Annotated in this window: 17 protein-coding genes and 3 tRNA genes; 9 read left to right on the top strand and 11 right to left on the bottom strand. The window is 57.3% G+C overall.

Annotated features, from left to right (window positions below; all coding sequences use genetic code 11):
• The 8 genes from M2447_RS07820 to M2447_RS07785 form a co-directional block, all read right to left on the bottom strand.
• Positions 1 to 702 carry an energy transducer TonB gene (locus M2447_RS07820; RefSeq protein WP_277558103.1) on the bottom strand — a complete coding sequence of 234 codons (702 nt, stop codon included), beginning with the start codon at positions 700 to 702 and terminating at the stop codon, positions 1 to 3.
• A gap of 18 nt (positions 703 to 720) precedes the next feature.
• Complete coding sequence (locus tag M2447_RS07815; RefSeq protein ID WP_277558102.1) at positions 721 to 1,173, bottom strand: biopolymer transporter ExbD; 453 nt, start codon at positions 1,171 to 1,173, stop codon at positions 721 to 723.
• A gap of 27 nt (positions 1,174 to 1,200) precedes the next feature.
• Positions 1,201 to 1,644, bottom strand: coding sequence for a biopolymer transporter ExbD (locus tag M2447_RS07810; RefSeq protein WP_277558101.1), 444 nt, complete (start codon positions 1,642 to 1,644; stop codon positions 1,201 to 1,203).
• Positions 1,645 to 1,741: 97 nt separating this feature from the next.
• The gene (locus tag M2447_RS07805) at positions 1,742 to 2,422 is read right to left on the bottom strand and encodes a MotA/TolQ/ExbB proton channel family protein (RefSeq protein WP_108824694.1); all 681 of its coding nucleotides are present in this window, start codon (positions 2,420 to 2,422) and stop codon (positions 1,742 to 1,744) included.
• A 367-nt stretch (positions 2,423 to 2,789) separates the two neighbouring features.
• Positions 2,790 to 2,863 (bottom strand) — tRNA-Gln (locus M2447_RS07800).
• Between the two features lie 78 nt (positions 2,864 to 2,941).
• Positions 2,942 to 3,016 (bottom strand) — tRNA-Thr (locus tag M2447_RS07795).
• A 153-nt stretch (positions 3,017 to 3,169) separates the two neighbouring features.
• Positions 3,170 to 3,244: transfer RNA gene (locus M2447_RS07790), tRNA-Lys, on the bottom strand.
• 180 nt (positions 3,245 to 3,424) lie between these two features.
• On the bottom strand, positions 3,425 to 5,524 hold the full coding sequence (locus M2447_RS07785; protein ID WP_277558099.1) for a hypothetical protein: 2,100 nt from the start codon (positions 5,522 to 5,524) through the stop codon (positions 3,425 to 3,427).
• A 349-nt stretch (positions 5,525 to 5,873) separates the two neighbouring features.
• Here M2447_RS07785 and M2447_RS07780 point away from each other — a divergent pair, with 349 nt between their 5' ends.
• The gene (locus M2447_RS07780) at positions 5,874 to 6,581 is read left to right on the top strand and encodes a lipid-binding SYLF domain-containing protein (protein WP_277558098.1); all 708 of its coding nucleotides are present in this window, start codon (positions 5,874 to 5,876) and stop codon (positions 6,579 to 6,581) included.
• Positions 6,582 to 6,608: 27 nt separating this feature from the next.
• Here the strand turns inward: M2447_RS07780 and M2447_RS07775 are convergent, their stop codons facing one another.
• The 3 genes from M2447_RS07775 to M2447_RS07765 all read right to left on the bottom strand — a co-directional run bounded on the left by M2447_RS07775 (position 6,609) and on the right by M2447_RS07765 (position 11,435).
• Complete coding sequence (locus M2447_RS07775) at positions 6,609 to 8,861, bottom strand: fused MFS/spermidine synthase (protein WP_277558096.1); 2,253 nt, start codon at positions 8,859 to 8,861, stop codon at positions 6,609 to 6,611.
• 347 nt (positions 8,862 to 9,208) lie between these two features.
• Positions 9,209 to 10,318 carry a hypothetical protein gene (locus tag M2447_RS07770; RefSeq protein WP_277558094.1) on the bottom strand — a complete coding sequence of 370 codons (1,110 nt, stop codon included), beginning with the start codon at positions 10,316 to 10,318 and terminating at the stop codon, positions 9,209 to 9,211.
• Positions 10,319 to 10,337: 19 nt separating this feature from the next.
• Positions 10,338 to 11,435, bottom strand: coding sequence for a hypothetical protein (locus M2447_RS07765; protein WP_277558093.1), 1,098 nt, complete (start codon positions 11,433 to 11,435; stop codon positions 10,338 to 10,340).
• A gap of 260 nt (positions 11,436 to 11,695) precedes the next feature.
• Here M2447_RS07765 and gap point away from each other — a divergent pair, with 260 nt between their 5' ends.
• The 8 genes from gap to M2447_RS07725 all read left to right on the top strand — a co-directional run bounded on the left by gap (position 11,696) and on the right by M2447_RS07725 (position 23,839).
• Entirely contained in the window at positions 11,696 to 12,742 is a 1,047-nt protein-coding gene (gene gap, locus M2447_RS07760) for a type I glyceraldehyde-3-phosphate dehydrogenase (RefSeq protein WP_108826444.1), read from the top strand.
• Positions 12,743 to 13,184: 442 nt separating this feature from the next.
• Complete coding sequence (locus M2447_RS07755; protein ID WP_277558092.1) at positions 13,185 to 18,188, top strand: type ISP restriction/modification enzyme; 5,004 nt, start codon at positions 13,185 to 13,187, stop codon at positions 18,186 to 18,188.
• Positions 18,189 to 18,301: 113 nt separating this feature from the next.
• A complete protein-coding gene (locus M2447_RS07750) occupies positions 18,302 to 18,715 on the top strand; it encodes a hypothetical protein (RefSeq protein WP_277558091.1) in 414 nt (137 codons plus the stop codon).
• 529 nt (positions 18,716 to 19,244) lie between these two features.
• The gene (locus M2447_RS07745; RefSeq protein WP_277558089.1) at positions 19,245 to 20,489 is read left to right on the top strand and encodes a phosphoglycerate kinase; all 1,245 of its coding nucleotides are present in this window, start codon (positions 19,245 to 19,247) and stop codon (positions 20,487 to 20,489) included.
• A 175-nt stretch (positions 20,490 to 20,664) separates the two neighbouring features.
• Positions 20,665 to 21,432: a triose-phosphate isomerase gene (gene tpiA / locus M2447_RS07740; protein ID WP_277558088.1), complete on the top strand. Its 768-nt coding sequence runs from the start codon at positions 20,665 to 20,667 to the stop codon at positions 21,430 to 21,432.
• A 376-nt stretch (positions 21,433 to 21,808) separates the two neighbouring features.
• Complete coding sequence (locus tag M2447_RS07735) at positions 21,809 to 22,192, top strand: GntR family transcriptional regulator (RefSeq protein WP_277510711.1); 384 nt, start codon at positions 21,809 to 21,811, stop codon at positions 22,190 to 22,192.
• Positions 22,193 to 22,211: 19 nt separating this feature from the next.
• Positions 22,212 to 23,117 (top strand): ABC transporter ATP-binding protein, encoded by a 906-nt coding sequence (locus tag M2447_RS07730; protein ID WP_277558087.1) that lies wholly within the window; start codon positions 22,212 to 22,214, stop codon positions 23,115 to 23,117.
• Complete coding sequence (locus tag M2447_RS07725) at positions 23,114 to 23,839, top strand: hypothetical protein (RefSeq protein ID WP_277558086.1); 726 nt, start codon at positions 23,114 to 23,116, stop codon at positions 23,837 to 23,839. The genes M2447_RS07730 and M2447_RS07725 overlap by 4 nt, the downstream gene beginning before the upstream one ends.
• Positions 23,840 to 23,955 lie beyond the last annotated feature (116 nt).

Here is a 23,955-nt window from a genome sequence, read left to right as displayed (position 1 = left end):
TTATTCGTCTTCGTTCAGATTGAACGCGATGGGGATTTGCATGCGAGTGATGACAGCCTTGCCGCCTTTTTTACCGGGGCGGAATTTCCATTTCTGAACAGCTTGAATTGCGGGTGCCTCAAACTCGCGATGTGTGGAGCGAGTGACCGTGACATCACGAACATCTCCGCGCTCATCGACGAGGAACAGGAGTATAACTTCCCCTGAGATTGCCTGACGCTTCATTTCATAGGGATACTGGGGCTCTGCGCGCATGCCTCGCGGCGTGGGTCTTTGATCGAGATCCTTGAGGTCAAAAATAGCACCCATGGTGTTTTTCACTCCCGAGCCTGGGGGGCCTTTGGGGATGGTCATCGTGCCGCCATCGGGACGGCCGAGTGAAGGTGGTGGCGGCGGCTGCATTTGCTGAGTGAAGGAGTCCACCTGCACATTGCCGGGGACGTCCATGAGGCTGGGCGGGGCGATGGTGGCCACGTCAACCGCCGGCTCCTCATCCGCTGCCTCGGTGGGATCGGGCGGCACTTCAGGCATTTCGGGAGCCTCCCATATTTCCACTTCCACGGTCGATTTTTGTTGTGTGACAACCTCCTTTTTGGGGCCAAAAAGTGCGTCTCGGATTTTGCCGTAGGCGGTTTCGCCCCAGCCCAATCCACCAATGACAAAGCAGGAAACCAGTGTGCCGATAATCAAGTCGCGTCTCATGGTATGGGTCTCCTTTGGTTATTTGCCGGAAAGGCGATAATTGGTTTCAAATGATATTTCCTCGACGCCGGCGGCTTTCGCATAGTCGAGCGCCTTGATCAAGGCGCCGTATTTGGCGCGGTCATCCCCCGAAATGAGCACGCGGGGAACCTTGCCCTGATTGATTGTCGATTCCTTGTAATGAAGAATGCGCGCATACACATCGGCCATATCGGATGGCTCGCGGGCAATATAAACAGTGGTTCCGTCCGAAACCTGAACAATCAGAGGCTCGTCGTCGGATTTTTTTTCCGTCTCCTTGCTAGTCACCGGCAGCTTGGTCTCCATGGACTCGATGCGGTTCAGCGAGAGGGTGAACAATACAAAGGTGGCGAGCAGAAAGAAGATAACGTCAATGAGGGGAATAATCTCAATGCGCGCTTTTTTGGAACCGCCTGTGCCCAACTGTGGTGTGTCAGGATTTTCAGCCATGGGTGTCTATATTTTAAAATGATTTGATTAATTCTGGCGCTCGGCGTCAGGGACGATGCGCGTCTCAATCATGATTTTCTGGATTTGCGTGCGCTTGATCTGGTCGATCACATAGCGAGCCGAGGAGTAGTTGGCGTTTTCATCGCCATTGATAAATATGCGGGCGTTTTCGGGGCCGACACGGATCGCGTAATCATGAATGCGGGTGACAAACTCCTCGAGCGATATGGTGTCCTTGTCCCAGCCGATCTCGTTGTTGTCGGTGATCGAAATGGTAACCGAGTTTGAAGGGTCGCGGGGTCCGCTGTTCTCAACCTTGGGCAATTGAACGGACAAACCGTTGGATTTGTTCAGCGAAAGGGTGAACAATACGAAGGTGGCAAGCAGAAAGAAGATAACGTCAATGAGGGGAATGATCTCAATGCGCGCTTTTTTCGGACCGTCGCCTTTATGTGAGCCGCCGCCTGCCATAGTTTTATAAGTTTTTTATTGTTATCTAGTAATGATTTTTTTTGGGAACCGCCCGGGTATTGATTCCGGGCGGTTTCAAACGAAATCGTCGGACGAATCAGGCGTGAACTTTGTCCGCCTTGTTTACCTTGTAAATGGTCAGTGTGTTGGAGGCATCCGCCATGTCGTGTTTGACCTGCTCGATGCTCGCATTGAGAGTGTTGTAAGGAATAAGACCGAGGATGGCGATGGCGAGACCGCACATGGTGGCGATAAGGGCCTCGGCCACACCGCCGGTGATCTTGGCGGACGACTGGCTGATGTCCGCTCCGGTGCCAAGGGCGCCGAAGGTTTCCATCATGCCCGTGACCGTGCCGAGAAGGCCGAGGTAAGGGGCCGCCGTAACCACGGTGTCGAGCACCGCGCTGCCTTGTTGATAAAGGCGGAGCTGACTGTTGGCCTCGCGTGTGAAGGCGCTCATCATACCGGCGGAAGGCACGGCAAGAGCCGCCGAAATCGTCTTGGCAACAGGATCCTTGCTCTTGAGGCCGATCTGCTTGGCTCCCTCGAAATCACCGTCCTGAATCTTCTTGTAAATGGCCTCAAGGACTTGCGGCTGGCGGCTCATCGCCGAGCGGACGAGAAAGATCGTGCGTTCGACAGATACCGTGATGCCGACAAAGGCCGTGATAAGAATAGGCCACATGATTGGGCCGCCATGGAGAAAAAGCTCCATGGGGGTTTGGTTCATGAGCTTGAAGAACGCGAGCGGTGAGCTGCTGAGGACTGCTGTAATCATAGTATTTGTGATTTCGTTTGGGAGTGAGAGTTAAAGGTAAGTGTTTTTACAAATCTACTATTTTTTGAGGGGTCGTATTGGATAACGCGATTGGAGGGGATTTATTAATCTTCGTTTGAAAAATATTCAGGATTCCTGTCTTGGTGCTTCCGGCAGCTTGGAACTACGCACGCGATGCGGCGGATTCACTGCCTTTGGCTTGGGAGAGGGGAAAAAGGGTGTAAGGGCGATTGGCGGGCTTGGTATTGTTGGGTGAAAATAAGGTGAAGAAATTCGGGAATTTGTCTATCAGCGGGTTTCCTAGTCAACGCTCTTCTTTTATTTTTTTATTGAACGCGACTTAAGGCATTTTCCCCCAATATCTTGCTGGCTGCCCGACTAGGACTCGAACCTAGACAAGCAGAGTCAGAATCTGCTGTGCTACCATTACACCATCGGGCAGTGGGAAAAAAAGGAAAGGAAATGAGGGCAGAGAAAATGGGTGGAAAATGGCAAGAATCAGGCGGCGATTGGAAAAACTGGAGCCGACGACTGGATTCGAACCTGTAACCGCCTGTTTACAAAACAGGTGCTCTACCGTTGAGCTACGTCGGCAAAAATATGCCCCGCGCGAAACCTGCGCGGCGTTTCTGCGTCATTCATGGTCTGTTGGAGTGGGAAAGAACGGACTGCCTGTGCTGCATCGGCAATGTCCGGCATTTTTTATTTTACCCGGGCAATCGCAAACCAGACACGCGGAAAAGAACTTGGTGGCTCCCCAGGGACTCGAACCCTGAACCAATTGATTAAGAGTCAACTGCTCTACCATTGAGCTAGGAAGCCAAAAAATGAGAATTGGGAAATACCTCGTGATTGAGGTTCAGTGTCAAACTCTTTTCGAGAATTGCCCCCTGTTTTCCCGTTTTTTCATGGAGATTAGCCTCAAAAAAGCCTTTTTTACGCACATGGCGAAGACGCGCGCTGGACGGCGATCCGAAGACCGCCGTTCCCTTGCGCGCAGGCTCAACTTTCGTTTTTGGGCTCGCCGGGATTACCTTCAGTCGAATCCGCGGCCGTCTCGGATGCGGGCTCCGGCTCCGAAGCAATTTCGGGCGCGGGCGTGACCGGCGGCTCAACCGAAGCCCGGGCCTCGGTCTCCGCGGGCGCCTGTTCGGCGGGCGGCTCGGATTGTCCGGACTCGCTCTCGGAAACCGTGTGCGCTTCCGCGGTTGGAAGGTCGTCGCGATCCTCATTTTCGACCTCCTTTTTGCGAGCCTCGGACATCGGCGGATAAGTGAATAGCGAACCGTCGATGTATTCAGTGACGTAACCTTCGGACACAAGCCAGCGCAGATCGCCGGTGAGCCGGTGCAGGCGCGCCTGCTCTTCGGCGGAAAGCGGCTCGGTCGGGAACGGCGCAACAGAGCCGCTGGATGGCGGCACAATCGGCGGAGTGGTTTGCGCGGATGCGGGAGCCGCCGCCAATTCCGGCGCGGCCTCGGCGGCGGGCGCGGACGTCTCCGCCGACACAGTCTCCGCCGGCGCTTCCCCGGCGGGCGCGGGTTCGGCGGGTTGCGATTCGGCGGCGGGCGCGGTTTCATCCGCAACCGCTTTTTCGAGCGGCGCGGGCACTGTGGCGACCTCGGGCGCGGCGATGGCTGTGGCGGCGTGTGTTTCGAGTTGTTTGATTCCGAGGAATTTCGCGGGAAGTTCGCTGGCCTTGACCATCGGGTTGGCCTCAATGAAGGCGATGAGCGCGTCAATGCTGTCGGCGAATGTCTGGCCGGGGACACGGAACTTGCGCTTAACGGCGCAAACGTAGGAGATGCCCTTGGAGCCTTTCTTGAAGATGGTGAAACCTTCGCGGCGGAGACGCCCGCGAAGCGCGTTGGCGGTGTCGAGCGGGAAACGGCGCTGGCGCTCAAGCGTGCTTTCGACCGCGCGACGCATTTCGCCCTGCGGCATGATTTCCAAAAGTTTGCCGTGCATGCGCGCGGTTTCGACAGTGCGAACAACTTTGTCGCGCGCATTGGCGAGCAGGTGGGCGCGCGCGTCGTCGAAGGAGTCAAAACTGATTGGCGGCGCGCCTTCGGCGGGCGCTTCAAGTTTCCACGTATAGCGGGTGGCCTTCTTCATTTTTTCAAGCCACTGGTTCACGACCTCGGGGTCGCGCACGGTTTCGATGCGCGAGCGGAACGCGTCCATGTTCATGCGTCCCAGGCGCGAGGCGTGGTGCTGCTGGACAATCTGGTTGTAGAGGTGGTAGTTCGGCGGCCCCAAAAGCTCGCCTGTGACACCGCACTTGTTGATAACTTGGTAGTTGCCCTTGGGCGGCTCGACTTCGACCTCGGAGGTGTCGAAAAACTTGTCGAGATGCTTGCTGAGAACATGCGCGATGGCGGCATCCTCGCTGTCGAAGGGAAGCCCGTCGGGAATCGAGATGGCGAACAGGGCGGGCTTCGCGCGGGCGGGGGTTTCCGTCGCGATCCCGTCTTCTTCGGCCGCCGCGTCGGCCTGCGAACGGGAAGCGCGGGGAGCCTTGTGCGCGTCGGGTTGCTTGCGCTGGATTGCGGCGACAAAACGGTCGTTTTTGCCAATGACAACGCGCGCAATTTCAAAGAGTTCGTAAGTGCGGCACGAGGCGCGGATCGCTTTCACGAGCGCGGCGAAACCGTTGTCCTCCGGATAAAACGTGACGGTGTAATACGGGCTGAAATACGGTCCGGCAAACTCGCGCGCGCCTTCGCGTTGGTGGCCGCCGGGACGGCGGTCGTCGCGGCGCGGGCCGCGGAAATCACGCCTCGGGCCGCGTTGGTCGCCTTCGCGGCGGGGCATCCGGTCATCACGACGCGGACGGGATTGCGCATCGGCGCCGGCGGGCGAATCCGCGCCATCCGCGGGGGTCGCGGGCTTGCGAAAACCGCGACGATCCCTCCGGGCGTCGCCGCCGTTTCTGCGCTGGGGACGCTCGCCGCCCTCGCTGGATCGGCGTGAATCGCCTTGGCGCGAAGACGAGGTTTTGTCCTGCGTCCATTGGGTGCCGAAGCTGAACCCCTGGAGTTGGCTGAGATCGAGTTTGTTAAAATCCTTGGAGGGATTCTCTTTGGATGCTTGGTCGTCCATGATTAGACTTTATCAATGAAAAAAGGCCTGGGCCCGTGGAGGTAACTGCAATAGGGTGCGGTGGTTTGTGTATTGATTAAAGTGAGAGAGTTTTACGGCGCAACGCGCGGTGGCAAGTGCGATTTACGGGGGCAGTGGGCGAAACCGCGCATCCAAAAACGGCCCCTTTGGGCGCAATACTCCGGCGCGAATCCGGGCCTTTGCGCAAAATCCGGGGGGCGGCTCGCCCGCGCCATCCCAACGTTTTTTCACTACGCGCTTTTCAACAGGCGTCGTCCGTGCATAATGCCCCCGTTTTTTCCACAGTGTTCCGTTTGAAAAACGCAGCATCCATCATTATCTTTTTGCCATGAAAAAAATTCTCCTCATCGCCCTGACAGCCTTGTTTGCCGCCATGCCCCTTGCGCGCGCCGACGGTCGCTCCGACTACGTGAAACAAATCGAGAATTGCGAGGCCATCATCCGCGAATTCATGGCCGACAAAAACCACGCGATTCCCGACACCGTGCTGAGGGAGGCGCGCGCCATTGTCATCACAAGCCAGTTCGAGGCCGGCCTCATCTTCGGCATGAAGGGCGGCTACGGCGTGATCATGGTCAAGCGCGGCGACGGCACCTGGAGTATTCCCGTCCTCATCCGCGCCGGCGAGGCCAGCGTCGGACTTCAAGTCGGCGGAAAGTCGATCGAAACCGTTTATATCATCACCGATGACGCCACGCCAAAGGTGCTCTTCACAAAACGCCTCAACGTCGGCGCGGATGCCAAGGCGGTTGCCGGACCGAAATACGCCGAGGCCGAAAGCGTGAGCAAGGAAATCCTCAAGGTGCCCGTGCTCGTTTATGTGAAGAACAAGGGCTTGATGGCGGGCGCCACCGTCAAGGCCGGTTACATGAGCCGCAACGACGACGCCAACCGCAAATTCTACAACACCGAATACACAATGCCCGAGCTGCTATACGGAAACTTCGTTCCGCCTCCCCCCGAGGTGCAGCCGCTGATGGCATTCATCAAACAAATCGTCCCCGAGGCGGAAGCTCCCGCCCAGGCGGCGGAGTGATAAACAGCCGTTTTTTCGGCACTCTTTTTATTCCCCGTCGGCGCGCGTTTCCGTTTCCAAATAATCGCGCCACCCATCCTCGATCAGCACGGGCGCGCTGTAGTTGAAACGAATCAGCCCCTGCAAGCTTCCCCGTTCATCGGTCGGCAGGCGAATGTCGCGCACGCGCGAAAAATCCACCAACTCCACCACGGCGCCCGACGACACATCGAGCGGCTCGCGGGTCAAAAACACCCACATCGCGCCTTCGGTCAACTCGTTTGGATTGTCAAACGATTGCACGCCCATCGCGGACATACCGAGCGAGCGCGCGGCGGCCTTGCACAACGGCAGCAAATCCAGATGCCAGTTGCTAATGTGCATCGCCAGTATCCCGTCCGGCGCCAGGCGTTTTGCGTATAACTGAAACGCCTCCTCCGTCGCCAGGTGCAGCGGAATCGAATCGCCCGAATACGCGTCGATTATCAACACATCATAAACGGCCTCGCCCGCGGACTGCTCGCGCTCAAGCATCAGGCGCGCGTCGCCGAGGATCGTGAGCGGAGCCGCCGCCGACCGCGTCACGCAGGTGAAAAACTGTTCGTCGCGCGCGACCTTGTCCACAAGCGGATTGATTTCGAAAAAACGCCACTCGTCCCCCGCCCTCGCCCATGTCGCCATTGTGCCGACGCCAAGCCCGATCACGCCCACGCGCATCGGCGATCCGTTTTCGCCGGAAACCGGCCTGGCCATGTCGCCCAAGTTGATTTTCCCGCGCGCCCCGCCCGTCCATTTTTTGTGCAGCATCACCGACAAGCCGCCGGCCAGCGACCCGTAATAGGAAGTGGGCATTTTTTCCAGTTCCGGATTTCGCCCATGCGCCTGCTGCCCGTGCATCGTGCCACCGTTGGTAAGCGCGTAAACGCGCGCCAAGTCACCCGCCAGCATCATATCCGACTGGCTCACTTTTAACGCGCCGTAGAAATTGCGCCCGCGCAACACGATCCCGCGCGACTCCACGGTCATCGCCGTCCACACCAGCATGCACACGCACACACTCGCCACCGCCGTCACGCCGTTGAGAAGCCGCGCATGCCAGACCAATTCCCATGACAATACCGAGAACACCAGCGATGCCGCCGCAACCGCGACCAGCGCGACCTGATACTCCCAATATCCCGAAAACACCACCGGCGCGACAAACGACACCAGCATCCCGCCAACCGCCCCGCCCACGGCCACGCACAGGTAAAACCGCGTCAACCGCGCGCCCTCGGGCCGTGTCGCGTAAAGCCATCCGTGCAAAAACACGCCCCCGAAAAACACCAGCGCCGCGCCCGCCAGAATGTTTGCCGTAAACGCGTCGCCGCCCGATTCCTGCGCGGCGAACCCGCACGCGATCAATGCGCCCAGCGCCAGCAACCGCCACACCGGCAGCCATCGCTCGCCCGCGCGCGAAAACCCGACCGCGTAACTCAGCAAAAACGCGCCCAGCAAAATCACCCACAACAACGGCATCGGCGCCACATCCATCGACAGATGGTTCGTCGTCGCCACCAGCATGAACGAACTCAAGCCCGGAAGCACAAACCACCACGCCGCGCCGGAAAGCCCGCGCGCCAGCACCACCGGCTCCGTCTTTTTCGGCTGCCGCGAAGCCGCCAGCGCCGCGTCAAGATCGCTCAACGCCTCCGCCCCGCCACCGCGCTTTCCCCGCGCCACGCCCGCAACCAGCGCCAGATACACCACCAATCCCGCGCACCATCCAAGCCATTGCCCGCGCAACGACACGAACGGATCCAGCAAAAACGGATAGGCGAACAATCCGAAAAACGATCCCAAGTTGGAAATCGCATACAGCCGATACACCCCGCGCCCGCCATGCTCGCGCGCCGTCTCGCTTGCCCACGCCTGCAACAGCGAACTGCCCGCCGACAAAACCAGATACGGCACGCCCACGCCCGCGAGCACAACACCCAAAACCCCCAGCGCAGGATGCGCCCCCGCGTGCAAACCTCCGCGCACCCACGCCAGCCCCGCCATGGCCGCGGCAAACGTCCACGCCGCCGCCACGCCAAGCAACGCCACATGCGCGCGCCGCTGTTTTTGCGCGCCCAACTTGTTCAACCCGTGCGCATACGCATAACCGCCCACGAGCAACACTTGAAACGCGGCCAGGCACACCGACCACACCGCCGCCGATCCGCCAAACGCGGGCAGCAATGTGCGCCCGACCATCGGTTGCAGGCAAAACAACAGGGCCGAACCAAGAAAAATCGCAATGGGCGTGAGCGGGGACATGGATGTGTTTTGTTTCAAAAAAGCCCCGGAATCAGAAATCAAAAAACCGGAAACTCAAAGGAAACTTTTTGCAGATTATCCGCGCGACCAACGCCGCGCGTGCGCACTAAACGACGTCCCTTATTGCACCAGTGTTACCTAAAAATGTGACTGGAATAGCGGGCAGGATGGTTTCGCGTTCCGAGCGCCGGCGACATTCCTCCAACCATCGTGTTTGTCCCTCGTAATTCCAGGCACGCCCGGCGAGCGCGCCCCACCCGGGGAAACCATCTTTTCTGGCAACGATTTTAACCACTCACATTGCGCCTTGTTCGCAAAGCAAGGCGCCCGACACTTCGCGCGCGATCTTATTTCCCGCGGCTTCCTTTTTCGTTCCACAGCCGGACAAACTCGCCGAGATGCCGGGCGATGTCGCGCTGGTCGCTCTTGATGCTGTTTTGATCGTAGATCGAACCCTTCTCGCGCATGCCGCGCAGCACGCGGCGAATCACGATTTTTGATTCGTCGTATTCGGCGTAAAACTTGTGGTAGATTTTTTCGTAGCGCGATCCTTCGTAATCCGCGATTGCGTGCGCGCGCTGCTCGGCGGCAAGTTCGTCGAGCTCGGCGCACAACGCCTCCGCTTTTGCCGCCCATTCCTCGGCGGCCGCGATGCGCGCGCGGCGTTGCTCCGGGGTGATGCCGGTGCCGTGCGAGGGATCGGCGAATTCGGCGCGCAACAGGCACGCGGTCATGGCGCGGTATTTTTTCATGAAGCCGCGCATGTTGAGCACCCACTGGCCGACGGGAATCTTGGCGACATTTCGCGCGTCAATTTCATCCGTGATCTCGTCAACGCGCTCGCGCAGCGGGTCGCTGGCGTCACGGATCGTGGCGATCAACGCCTCCATGCGCGGGGCGGTCATGTAAACTTTTTTGAACCAGTCGTCCTTGTAGTCCTCGGCGGCGTAATACGTTTCGAGCTCGTCGATGAGCGCGATGATTTCGCGGACGGAATCGCGCACCGTCGTGATGCCGGCGTTGAAAAACTCCTTGTCCTCCGAGCTGAACGCCTCGGGCGGCTTGAGGTCGAAGCCGGGGATTTTCGGAAATCCCTTGCCGAGCCCGGAGCCGCGCAGCGAGCGCCAGCGCGTGCGATCCGAGAGGTGATCGCGATGCGCGTCGCTCACCGACTCGGTCATTTCCTTGGAGATTTTTTCGAGCGGTTTGTTGGCGGCGGCGAGCACGCCGTAGAGGATGTTGTGAAACTCGATGGCGTCGCTCTCGGCCTTGTCCTTTGTCTTGGCGGCGGACGGCTTCGCGGACTTTTTTGAACCCGTGGTCACCGTGTGCTTCCCGGATTTGCGCTCGACGGTTTCGGAGCCCCTCGACCTCGCCTTGAACAACTGGTCGCAGCCGCACAAACAGGCGAGCGCCGCAACGAGGATGATGCCGGAAAAATAGCGGAGTGATTTCATAAAAATGATGCGTTGATGGTTAATCCCGCGCGCGTTTCATCGCCCGCGTGCCGCCGGCCCAGATGTTGAACATGCCGACAAATTCGTCGTGGTAATAATTGAGATTCCTCACGCGGCTTTCCACGCGCGAGCTGTCGCCAATGGCGCCTTTCTCGCGAAGCTCGGCGGAGATTTTTTCAATGTTTTCAACCAGCGCCGGAATGTCGTCGTCGTAAAACCGGCCCAGCGCGCGAAGGCTCGTTTCGACGGCGGATTTGTTTTCGTATGCGATCGCGTCCGTGCCGGTTTGTTTGTGCGCGGCCGCGAGCTCCTTCAGGCGGGCGGTGATCGTGTCGAGTTTTTCCGCGGTCCTGGTGACAAGCGCCATGCGCACGCTTTTTTCGGCGTCCGTTTCCGGCGGGCGATCTCCTCGGGAATCGCGCGGCTTGAGCGCGGGATCGCTGACGAACGGGAGCGCCGACTCGGCGACGGCGAGCACTTCGCGCATGTTGGTGATGAACACGCCGCGGGGATTTTTCGCGAGCGTGCGCGCCTCGCCGGCGGTCGCGATTTTCAACGCGAGGGAATCAAGCCAGTTGGCCATGTCCCGGGTTTTGGAAACGAACTCTTCGAGCCCCGGTTTTGCGTCCGTGTATTTTTTGAAGCTCTCCGCCTTCGCGCCCTCGCCCTTGAAATACTCGACCAGCGAGTCGTTGAGCGCCGCCAGTTCGGTGAGGGAGGACATGAGATTCCCGTGCACGGAGCGAAACTCCTCGATGGTTTTTTTCTCGTAAAAGTTGGGCACGCGCAACGCGCCGCCGGCGCGCGACTCGATGCGCATGGAACGCCAGTTCGAGTAGCCTGATTTATAGCGGTCGGCGTTCGGAATGTAACGATCCGCGTCGCTTATGTTTTTCTCAACGCGCTCAAGCGACTCCAGGACACCGCGGGTAATTTCGCGCACGGAATCATAAAAGCGGACCGCGATCATTCCCTCGACATCGAGCTCGTAGTCGGATTTGCCGCCGCCGGTTTCCGCCCGCGCCGCGTTCGCCGTGAATCCGGGGGCGAGCAACAACAACAAAACAGCGACAATCGCAGGGGACAAATCGAAGGGCCGGCACATGTTTTTTCGCATGCCCGCAAAAACGCACGCCATGCAAAAAAAATGCAAGCACGCGTTGGCAAAATGGAAACAGCGCGGGATATTCCAACTGCGCCGAAGCCGCCGCCAAACGCCGCCAAGCCGCAAAAACGTGAATAAATATCCTTAAACCAAAACCCTTGCCAAGCGGCGCGCGCGGCTATTTTATTTGCGTTTCACATCACGGGATGCGCTTCCGCAAACCGCATCAGTCAAACAGTAATACAACACTCAGAAAGAAATCGGAGCTAATCATGGCAATCAAAGTTGCAATCAATGGATTCGGCCGCATCGGCCGCCTCGTCTTCCGCGCACTTGTCGAGCAGGGTCTGCTCGGCACCACACTCGACGTCGTCGCAGTCGGTGACATCGTCCCCGCCGACAACCTCGCCTACCTTTTGAAATACGACTCCACGCAGGGTCGTTTCGCCGGCACCGTTTCCTCCAAGAAATCCGCCGCCGACAAGGCCGAGGACGACGTCCTCGTTGTCAACGGCAAGGAAATCCTCGTCGTTTCCGCCCGCACCCCGGACGGCCTTCCCTGGAAGGCGCTCGGCGTTGACCTCGTCATCGAGTCGACCGGCCTCTTCACCGACGCCGAAAAAGCCAAGGGCCACATCACCGCCGGCGCGAAGAAGGTCATCATCTCCGCCCCCGCGAAGGGCGAGGACATCACCGTTGTCCTCGGCGTCAACGACGACAAGATCGACTACGCCAACCACAACATCATTTCCAACGCCTCCTGCACCACGAACTGCCTCGCGCCGATCGTGCACGTCATGCTCAAGGAAGGCTTCGGCCTCACCGAAGGTCTCATGACGACCATCCACTCCTACACCGCCACGCAAAAAACCGTGGACGGCCCCTCCAAGAAGGACTGGAAGGGTGGCCGCAGCGCCGCGATCAACATCATCCCCTCCACGACCGGCGCCGCGAAGGCCGTCGGCCTCGTGCTCCCCGAAGTCAAGGGCAAGCTCACCGGCATGTCGTTCCGCGTGCCGACCCCGACCGTGTCGGTTGTCGACCTCACCTTCAAGACCGCCAAGCCCACCTCGCTCGCCGAGATCAAGGCCGCGCTCAAGAAGGCCAGCGAGACCTACATGAAGGGCATCCTCGGCTACACCGAGGACGAAGTCGCCTCGTCGGACTTCATCCACGACAAGCTCTCGTCGATCTTCGACGCCGGCTCCTCGATCGAGCTGAACCCGCAGTTCTTCAAGCTCGTGAGCTGGTATGACAACGAGTGGGGTTATTCGAACCGCGTCGTCGAGCTCACCCAGAAAATGGCTGAGAAGCTCTGATAAAATCAGGTCCGAAAAACGCGTAAAAAACGCGCGATTCACTTCCAAGGCCGGGGCGCAAAACGCCCTGGCCTTTTTTGGGCAAACTCAACCTGTTCTTGCCACTATTACCGTCCCCGTGCTTACTTGTTTTTCTCCTTTTCCCTGCTATAGTCCATACCCTCTATTTTTTCAATAAACACAGAACCAATAACTATATAAAAAACACTTATTTCGCGTAGCTTCGGCTGCTGTCACCATCGAAACCTTGGAAATTTCGTGAGCAAAAAGGCCGCGCTCGACATGCGCTCCCATTGGGGCGCATTGAAAGCGTTCTTTTTGCGGGCCGTCCAAGGTGCCCGATGGTGGACGCAAGTAAATGCGTCCCTTTTTTGTATTCGGGCACCAAGGAAATCCCGCAAAAGGAACTTCCGCAGACACGGCAAAAGCGCGCCCTTTTACCATGTCTGCACATAATCCTGTTGGCGACGCCGTGGGGCGTCGCGATTTCAAACAACTGCTCGAAACCTTTCGTTCGGATTCGGCCAATGAGCGCGAAAAAGGCGCGCGTTTTGAGCGTCTTATGCAGCGGTTTCTGAAAACAGATCCCACATACGAAGGTCGCTTCAAACATGTTTGGCTCTGGAATGAATTCCCCTTCCGTGCCGATCTCGGTGGCAAGGATACCGGAATCGATTTGGTTGCCCAAGACACACTCGGGGATTACTGGGCGGTTCAGTGCAAATGTTACGCTGCCGATGCCCGCATCGACAAAGCCGAGGTGGACAGCTTTCTCTCGACCGCCAGCCGATCCTTTGTGGATGACTCGGGAAGGACTGCCCAATTTGCGCACTGTCTCTGGATTTCCACGACCGACAACTGGGGGAAAAATGCAGAGGAAGCGATACACAACCGCATCCCACCAGTATCCCGCATTTCTCCGGCACATTTGCAAAACAGTGCGGTTGACTGGGACAAACTTGCCCGCGACATGAGCGGCGAGAAGGCTCGCAAACCCGCCCATCAACCGAAGCCGCACCAACTCGACGCCATTTCCGCCGCGAAGAAACATTTTTCAACTGCAGATCGAGGCCAGCTCATCATGGCATGCGGCACGGGCAAAACATTCACATCCCTTAAAATTGCGGAAACTTTTTCTCTCGAAAACGCCAACAGCGCCGGCACCGTTCTATTCCTCGTCCCTTCAATCTCGCTCCTTGGCCAAACTCTTGATGAGTGGAGCGCGCACGCGGCGCATCCCATCAAGGCAATCTGTATCTGCTCCGATCCTGAAGTCTCCAAGAAAAAAACAAAGGATGAGGATTCCGGCGGTTTCAGCGTAGTGGATCTCGCGCTACCCGCATCGACGGACGCCCATGTTATTCTCCGGCAACTCGACGCCGCAACAAACACTCCTGGACTCACGGTCATTTTCAGCACTTACCAATCAATCTCCGTCGTTGCGAAAGCGCAAAAAGCATGGGCTCAAAAAGTCGGTCAAAACAGGGCCATATTTGATCTCATCATTTGTGACGAAGCCCACCGCACCACCGGCGTCACCCTCGCCGATGAGGACGAATCCGCCTTTGTCCGCGTTCACGACAACGCCTTTGTCTCCGCGCGCCGCCGCCTCTACATGACGGCGACGCCGCGCCTCTATCACGAAACCGCCAAAAAAATCGCCGACGAAAACGACATGGTGCTCTGCTCCATGGACGACGAATCGCTCTACGGCCCGCAGTTCTACCACATCGGCTTTGGCGAAGCCGTCCAACGCGGGCTCCTCTCCGACTACAAAGTCCTCATCCTCACCGTCAACGACGGCGACCTTCCAGAAGCCGCGCAAAAAATGATCGCCGCCGGGAAAACTGAAATCCCCGCCGCCGACATCAACAAACTCATCGGCTGCATCAACGCCCTCAGCAAACAAATCGTCGGCGACAAAGGCATCACCCGCCAAACCGACCCCGCCCTTATGCGGACTGCCGTCGCCTTTTGCCAAAACATCAAAACCTCCAAGCAAATCACCGCCACCCTCAATCAGATGGGTGAGCTTTACTACAAAACCCTCTCCGCCGACGCGCGGGAAAAACTCGTCACCGTTTCGTCCGACCATGTTGACGGCACCATGGCGGCGCCTACCCGCGAACAAAAACTCTCCTGGCTCAAAAGCCCCGGACAAAACACCGCCGCCGCCAATCCCTGCCACATCCTCACCAACGTCCGCTGCCTCTCCGAAGGCGTGGATGTTCCCACACTCGACGCCGTCATGTTCCTTTCCGCCCGCAATTCGCAGGTGGATGTCGTCCAATCCGTCGGACGCGTCATGCGCCGCGCACCCGACAAAAAATACGGCTACATCATCATCCCCATTGTCACGCCCACCGATGTCTCCGGCGAAAAAGCCCTCGGCAACAACCCCGCCTACGCCGTCGTCTGGACCGTTCTCAACGCCCTTCGCGCCCACGACGACCGCTTCGCCGCCACCGTCAACAAAATCGAACTCAATCGCAACAAACCCCTCGGCATCGTCATCGGAGGAGCCGCCCACGGCGAAGCCGAAACAACCGACGGCACCGAGCGTGTCGGCAAAGGCGCCCATGAGCACGCCGCGGGGCAACTCACGATGCGGTTCGACCAAATGCAGTCACTTCTCTACGCCAAGCTCGTCGAAAAAGTCGGCGAACGCCGCTACTGGGAACAATGGGCGAAGGACGTCGCGCAAATCGCCGAACGCGAAATCAAAAACATCACCGCTCTCGTCAAAAACTCCCCGAAACACCACGCCGCCTTCGGAAAGTTTCTCGGCAGTCTGCAAAAAAACATCAACCCCTCGGTCAACGCCGCCTCCGCCATCGAGATGCTTGCCCAGCACCTCATCACGCAACCCGTCTTCGAGGCGCTTTTTGAAAATTACTCCTTCGTTCAAAACAATCCCGTTTCCAAGGAAATGACGAAAATGCTCTTCCTCCTTCGCGAAAACCGAAGCGAGGACGACGACGCCACCCTCGTAAAATTCTACGACTCCGTCCGACAACGTGCCGCCGACATCGACAACGCCGAAGCCAAGCAAGCCATCATCGTCGAACTCTACGACAAATTCTTCCGCAACGCCTTCCCCAAGATGGTCGAGCAACTCGGCATCGTCTACACGCCCGTCCCCGTCGTTGATTTCATCATCCACTCCGTCGCCGCCGTTCTCGAAAAAGAATTCGCGCGCAAACTCGACGACGAAAACATCCACATCCTCGACCCCTTCACGGGCACCGGCACCTTCATCACGCGCCTCCTCCAATCCGGACACATTTCCCAAAAAAATCTCCTCCGCAAATACAAGAAGGAAATCCACGCCAACGAAATCGTCCTCCTGCCTTACTACATCGCCTCCGTTAACATCGAAAACGTCTTCCACGACCTCGCCAACAAAACCGGCGGGACTTCCGACTACGTCCCCTTTGACGGCATCTGCCTCACCGACACCTTCCAGCTCGGCGAAACCAAGGAAAGCGAGGATTTCCTCGACGAAATCTTCCCCGCCAACTCAGCCCGCGTCCGCGCCCAACGCAAAGCGCCGCTCCGCATCATCGTCGGCAATCCGCCCTATTCCGTCGGACAAAAATCCGCCAACGACAACGCGCAAAACCAAGCCTATCCAAAACTCGAAAAACGCATCGCCGACACCTACGTGGCTGCCAGTGACGCAACCAACAAAAACGCGCTTTATGATTCCTACATAAAAGCATTCCGCTGGAGCACAGACCGCCTCGATCCCGAACACGGAGGCATTATCTGTTTCGTCAGCAATGGCGCATGGCTCGATGGAAACAGCACCGCAGGTTTCCGCCTCTGCCTCGAAAACGAATTCTCCGCCATCTACGTTTTCAATCTCCGGGGCAACCAACGCACCAGTGGTGAACTTTCACGCAAGGAGGGCGGCAAAATTTTCGGCTCCGGCAGTCGCACACCCATCAGCATCACCTTGCTTGTCAAAAAACCGCGGCACCAAGGCAAAGCCATCATTCACTATCACGATATCGGCGACTACCTCAGCCGAGACGAGAAGCTTTCCATCATCCAAAAGTTTCACGATCTTGCTGGCGCGGATATGCCGTGGAAAACTCTCTTGCCGAACGAACACGGCGACTGGATCAATCACCGAAACGATGCTTTCGACAGCTTTATTCCCCTTGATTCCGAAAAGAAATTCGATGCCCAAACCAGCAGCGTTTTTACCACTTATTCCAGCGGGTTAAAAACCCAACGCGATGCATGGGCCTATTCTTCATCCCAAGAGCAATTGCGGCGGCAAATGAATGGGTTGATAGATTTCTACAACGGACAAGTTGCCGCCTTTCAAACGGCTGTTGGCGGCAATCCAAAACTTTCAGCCGAGGAATTCGTCGAAAAGAACGCGAAGAAAATCAGTTGGAGCCGAGCCTTGTTCAATGGTGCCCAAAAAGGGAATGTCCTAAAAAAAGACGGTCGGGTTGTCCGGAGTATGTATCGTCCGTTCTTTGCTCAATATCTCTATTCGGATAAAAATTTGAATGAGATGACGTATCGCATCCCCCAACTTTTCCCGACATCCGAAACAGAAAACATCGTTATTTGCGTGCCGGGCCTCGGTGGAAATAAAGAATCCTCCTGCTTTATTACAAATATCACTCCTGACATACAGCTGATGTTTAACGGCCAATGCTTCCCTCTCTACTGGTATGAAGACTTGCGTAAGAAGGAGGAAGCGACGCTTTTCGATCAAGTTGCCGAACCCCAAGCCGCACACTACGCCCGCCGCGACGGTATCAGCGACAGCATCCTGCAACGCGTGCGCAAAAACTACGGTTCGAAAACCACCAAGGAAGACGTGTTCTATTACGTCTACGCACTGCTGCATAATCCCGACTACCGACAGACCTTTTCCGCCGACCTAAAAAAATCCCTGCCGCGCATTCCGCTCGTCGAGGATTCCGCCGCGTTTTGGAAATACACCGAAGTCGGACGCGAACTTGCCGAGTTGCATTTGCACTACGAGGATTACGCGCACGAAGCCACGGAACGCTTCGGGGTCATCCAACTCCTCGAACCGACAACAAAAGCCGACGTCGAAAAATCGCTCGCCGGAAAAAAGACGGATTATCTCACCTACGCCGTCACCAAAATGCGCTTCGAGAAAAACGGCAAAGAAGACGACAAAACCGCCATCCGTTACAACGAACACCGCGTCATCCGCAACATCCCTGTCGAAGCCTACGAATACATCGTCAACGGCAAATCCGCCATCGAATGGATAATGGAGCGCTACCAAATCACGACCCACAAGGAGAGCGGCATCGTGAACGACCCCAACGACTGGGCGCGCGAACACGAACAACCCGCCTACATGCACAATCTATTATTAAGCGTAATCGCAGTCAGTATGCAAACTGTGCAAATCGTCAAAAGTCTACCGAAAGTGGAGTTTAAATGAGTTGAATTCGAAATTATGGGGATTGTGAAACAGGCGAAGTGATCAAAATATGGAATAAGGTGCATGGATAATGTGTAGCAAAGACCACTATTTAACTCCTCCATATGAAGAGGATGCCAGGCTCACGCCCTGCTCTTGCCCGTGACGAAATCAATATAATTTTCGGAATTCACGACGGTCTAGTTAACGCTTGGGCGGCAGATAGAGAACGTAGCCAGAGGCGCCGCGCCGGCAGGGGGATTCCACTTGCATTCAAAGGCGAAGCGCGCCGTGATTCGCGAAGAGAAAACGTGGAAAATCAGCTCATCAAGCCGAAAGTTTGCCTTCATCACTTCAATCCACCTGAAACGGCAGTCTGCGTTCTTGAAAACCGCAACCCATGCTTGTCGATATTCAATAAACTTTTGTCGAAAGACTTGGGCCTTGAACACCTGTATATCGTGCATCCCGGCGAATACCATTTCCCCCTCGATGACAAAATCACCGCGCTCCCCTTGCGCGAAGTCGCATCGCTGGCATTTGACTGACCGGATGCGAAAAACACCGCCGGTTGTTGTCAGAACAAAGAAGGCCGGATGGGAAACCGAGGGAAGATGATTCCGCCCAAAGGTTTATCCCTGAACAAAACATAATCGCGGAGGACACGGAGCGGCTTTGCCGCAACCGAAGATTTTTTAAACGCAGGTGGACACAGATATACGCAGATACGGAAAACAATGAATTTATGAATCGATGGTTTGAAAATCTGCGTCCATCGGCGTTTATCTGCGGTTAAATCTGTCTTTGATTTTATTGGGGTGCGACATAGGAGGATCGTGCTAAAATTAGGGAACTTTCAGGGGTAATATTACGGAGATGCACGGAGCCTGGAGAGAAATTCACCGATGGGTTTTCATGGATTTCTCCGTGCCTCTCAGTGCCCTCCGTGGTTAGAAAAATCAGAAAATCTCAACTCGGGATAGCCTCCAAGTTTCAACCACCGCATTTCAGCAAACCGCAACCAATTCTTGCCAGCACCGCCATTACCGTTCTTTTTTGGAGGTTCTTTTTCCTACCATGCCTAAATTCAAAACCATTCGTGATCTCGACCTCGCCGGAAAACGCGTTCTCATCCGCGTCGACTTTAACGTCCCGCAGGACAAGGCCACCGGCGCAATCACCAACAACCAGCGCATCGTCGCCGCGCTCCCCACGATCAAATACGCCCTCGAAAAAGGCGCGTCCGTCGTCCTCATGAGCCACCTCGGCCGCCCCAACGGCGCGCGCGTCGAGAAATACTCGCTCAAACCCGTCGCCTCCGAACTCGAAAAACTCATCGGCAAACCCGTCCTCTTCGCGGACGACTGCGTCGGCCCCGTCGTCGAGCAACAAGCCGCCACGCTCAAGCCCGGCGACGTCATGCTCCTCGAAAACCTCCGCTTCCACATCGAGGAAGAAGGCAAGGCCAAGCAGGAGGACGGCACCTCCGTCAAGGCCGACAAGGCCGCCGTCGAAGCCTTCCGCGCCAGCCTCACCAAACTCGGCGACATCTATGTGAACGACGCCTTCGGCACTGCGCACCGCGCCCACTCCTCCATGGTCGGCGTCGCGCTCAAGGAAAAGGCCGCCGGTTTCCTCATGGAGGCCGAGCTCAACGCCTTCGCCAAGGTCCTCGACAACCCGCAGCGCCCGCTCCTCGCCATCCTCGGCGGCGCGAAGATCGCGGACAAGATTCCCCTCATCAACAACCTCCTCGACAAAGCCAACGCCATCATCATCGGCGGCGGCATGGCCTTCACCTTCAAGAAGGTCGCGCAAAACATGGAAATCGGCAACAGCCTCTTCGATGCCGAGGGCGCCAAGCTCGTCCCCGAACTCGTCGAGAAAGCCAAGGCCAAGGGCGTGCAACTCGTGCTCCCCGTTGACTACGTCTGCGGCGACAAGTTCGCCCCCGACGCCAGCGTGCAAACCGCCACCGACGAAACCGGCATCCCCGCCGGCTGGATGGGCCTCGACGTCGGCCCCAAGAGCAACGAACTCTTCACGCAAACGATCAAAGCCTCCAAGACCATCGTCTGGAACGGCCCCGCCGGCGTGTTCGAATTCGATAAATTCGCCGACGGCACCAAGGCCCAGGCCGCCGCGATCGCCGAGGCCACCGCGGCGGGGGCGACCACCGTCATCGGCGGCGGCGACACCGCCACGGCCGCGAAGAAATTCGGCGTCGCCGACAAAGTCACCCATTGCTCCACCGGCGGCGGCGCCAGCCTCGAATTCCTCGAAGGCAAGGCGCTCCCCGGAGTCGTGTTTTTGGAAAGCTGACGTTTTCGGGGAAAGGAGTCAGGGTTCAGGAGACGGGAGTCAGAAGAAACCACTTCGTCATCCTAAAAACTCCGAGAATCCTGACATCCTTTCCACTTATCGCCACTCCACCATCCCCTGTTTTAATCTCCTGACTCCTGTATTCTAACTCCTGACTCCTAATTATTACACCATCATGATTCGCAAAAAACTCATCGCCGGAAATTGGAAAATGAACAAAACCGCGACCGAAGCCGCGCCCCTCGCGCAGGAAATCGTCGCCGCCGCGGGCCGCAACACGGACGTGGACATCGTCGTGTGCCCGCCCTTCACCGCGCTTGAAACCGTCGGCAAAATTGTTGACGGTTCCAGCATCAAACTCGGTGCGCAAAACATGCACCCCGAGGCCGGCGGCGCCTACACGGGCGAAATCTCCGCCGCCATGCTCCGCGACCTCTTCGCGACGCACGTCATCCTCGGCCACAGCGAACGCCGCAGCTATTTCGGCGAAACCGACGCCTTCATTAACAAGAAGGTCACCGCATCGCTGAAGAACCAGCTCAAGCCCATCCTCTGCGTTGGCGAAACCCTCGCCGAGCGCGAAGCCGGCACCACCCTCAAAGTCGTGCAAACCCAAGTCGAAGTTGGGCTCGAGGGCGTGTCCAATGACGACATCACAAACGTCGTCATTGCCTACGAACCCGTCTGGGCGATCGGCACCGGCAAAGTCGCCACCACCGAGCAGGCTCAGGAAGTCCACGCCTTCATCCGCGAACTCCTCACCAAACTCTACGGCGAGGCCCTCGCGCAAAAAATCCGCATCCTCTACGGCGGCTCGATGAAACCCGCCAACGCGCCCGAGCTCCTCGCGCAAAAGGACATCGACGGCGGCCTGATTGGCGGCGCCGCGCTCGAATCGCGCAGCTTCCTCGAACTCATCAACGCCGCAGCCGCGGCAAAGTAAGCCGGCCACGCCGAGCACCAACTCGGCCCCCGCCCTTTCCCAAACGCGAACCCGCAACGGTTCGCGTTTTTTTATCAGTAAAGATCCCCGGAGCAATCTCCGGGCGTTGGAGGGACCGGCGCTGTCCGGCCCGCGAACGACAAAAGACCTTTGCGTCCAAACCCGGACGACACGAAGGTCGTCCCTCCAGCCAAGCCGAAGCGAGCTTCGGAGTATTGAACCCAGGCAAATAAAAACCCGGAGCCCGCAACTTCGATCCCTGGCGTTGTTTTGACCGCGGCACGTTTGTGTGATTTTTTCTTGCACAAACTGTCCCACCTGTTCTACTTCAAGTAGAACAGGTGACAACCAACCCGTTTTTTCAAAAAACAATCCCATGCTCCCCTTCCCCGTGGAAATCAAACCCGGCCTGCCCATCGCGGAACAAGTTGTGTTCGCGGTAAAAAAGGCCGTTGCCACCGGCCGGCTCGCTGCGGGCGATCCGTTCCCGTCGGTCAGGCAGCTGAGCATGGAGCTCAAAATAAACCCGAACACCGCGCACAAAATCGTCGCCGCGCTCGTCTCCGAGGGCACACTCATCGCGACGCCCGCCGTCGGAACCACAGTCGCCGCGCAGCCCGGCGGCAGCCGCCGGGAAAAGACGGCATTTCTCAACGCCGAGATCGAGCGCCTCGTCGTCGAGGCCTCGGCTCTCGGCATCACATCCGCCGAGTTGAAGGCCGCCATCGACAAGCACTGGAAAAAAATCGGCGGCGCGTGATCCCATAATCCCCCTCCACATGAATATAATCGAAACCCATAACCTGTCCCATAACTACGGCAAAACGGAGGCGGTGCGCTCGCTCACGTTCTCCGTTTCTCCAAGCGACGCGTGCGCGCTTCTCGGCCCGAACGGCGCGGGCAAGACAACCACGCTCAAAATACTCATGAACCTGCTGCGCCCGTCCAGAGGCAGCGCCACCGTGCTCGGCACGGACTCGCGCAAACTCAGTCCGGCGGAGTTTCAGCAAATCGGTTATGTTTCCGAAAACCAAAAGCTCCCCGCCGGAATGACCGTGCGCGGTCTTCTTGATTTCTGCCGCAAACTTTACCCGAAGTGGGACGTTGATCTTGAAACCCGCCTGCTCGCGCGCTTCGAACTGCCGCCGGAGCGCAAGCTCGCGCACCTCTCGCGCGGCATGCGCATGAAGGCGATGCTGCTCTCCTCGCTCGCCTACCGGCCCAAGCTGATCGTGCTCGACGAGCCTTTCAGCGGACTCGATCCCGTAGTGCGCGACGAGCTCACGCACGGTATCCTCGAACTCGCCGGCACAGGCGAATGGGCGCTACTCGTTTCGTCGCACGATATTGACGACGTGGAACGGCTTGTTGAAACGGCAGTAATTATAGAATCGGGCGCGCTGTTGATAAACGAGCGGGTGGATTCGCTAAGATCGAGATTCCGACGCGTGGAAGCGTCAACCTTCACCGGAGCACCTTCTGATCTACCGCGCACATGCATCGGATTCGAGCACGTCAGAACGCAGGCTCGGTGGATCGAAACTGATTTCTCGCCGCAAACGGAGTCCGACTATCGCACTGCGTGGCCATCGGGCTCTTTCATACTGCAACCCATGTCATTGAAGGAAATTTATATGGTGGTGGTAAAAAACGCCGCCTCAAGGAAAGGAACCAAAACATTATGAATGTCATTCGAGCTTTTGTTTATAGGGACCTGCGCCGGTTTGCCTTGTTGATCCTGTTGTGGATGGTGGCGGCATTTATATATTTTGCACACAATTTTCTAGATGGCGCGGGGATGCACATGGTGTTCTTGGGATCCCTGACATGGGTGATGTGGGTGAGTTTTGTGTCACTCATCGTTCACGACGCGCCTCCGTCCGGCACATCGGAATTTTGGATGACCCGACCGGTGTCCGGGGCACAGTTGTTTTTATCAAAATTTATAGTAGTTGTCCTGTTCTGCGCAATCGCCCCAATTTTGTCGCTATCGATGGCAAAAATATGCGGATTTGTGGGGAACGGGTGGTTTCATGATGCAAAAAATGCGCAGGCAATTGTTTTGCTTTTCCCTCAGCTGCTTGTGATTGCCCTCGCGCTGATGCTGGTCGCCTCCCTAACCCGCAACACGTTGCAGTATATTGTTAGTTTATTCCTCACGGGCTTCGGCGTCACATTATTATCAGCGCTCGCGCCGAGACAAACCGCGCTGTCCAGTATGTCCCGGCTGCAATATAGCGACTTGCTCAAATGGTTGCTCGCGGCTGTGGCGACAGCGGGAATGGTCGCGATAATATACAACCAATACAAACACCGAAACAGGCTCGCCACAATCGGCCTCGCTATATTGCTTGGATTAACACTAATCGGAATCTGGCAATCTTGGCCAAGTAATTCTCGTGGGTGAATTTTTTTCGCCGGAAACGCCCCTTCAGCAAACGGTTGATTTCCTCGACTTCCGACTTAGGGATTTACGTGAAGGCGATTCGCATCGGTGCCTCCGACGACGCGGCGAAACAACCC

The organism is Ereboglobus sp. PH5-10 (assembly GCF_029504735.1).
GTDB lineage: Bacteria > Verrucomicrobiota > Verrucomicrobiia > Opitutales > Opitutaceae > Ereboglobus.
Note: the sequence above shows the minus strand (reverse complement) of the source record. Positions and strands in the feature narration are given on the sequence as shown.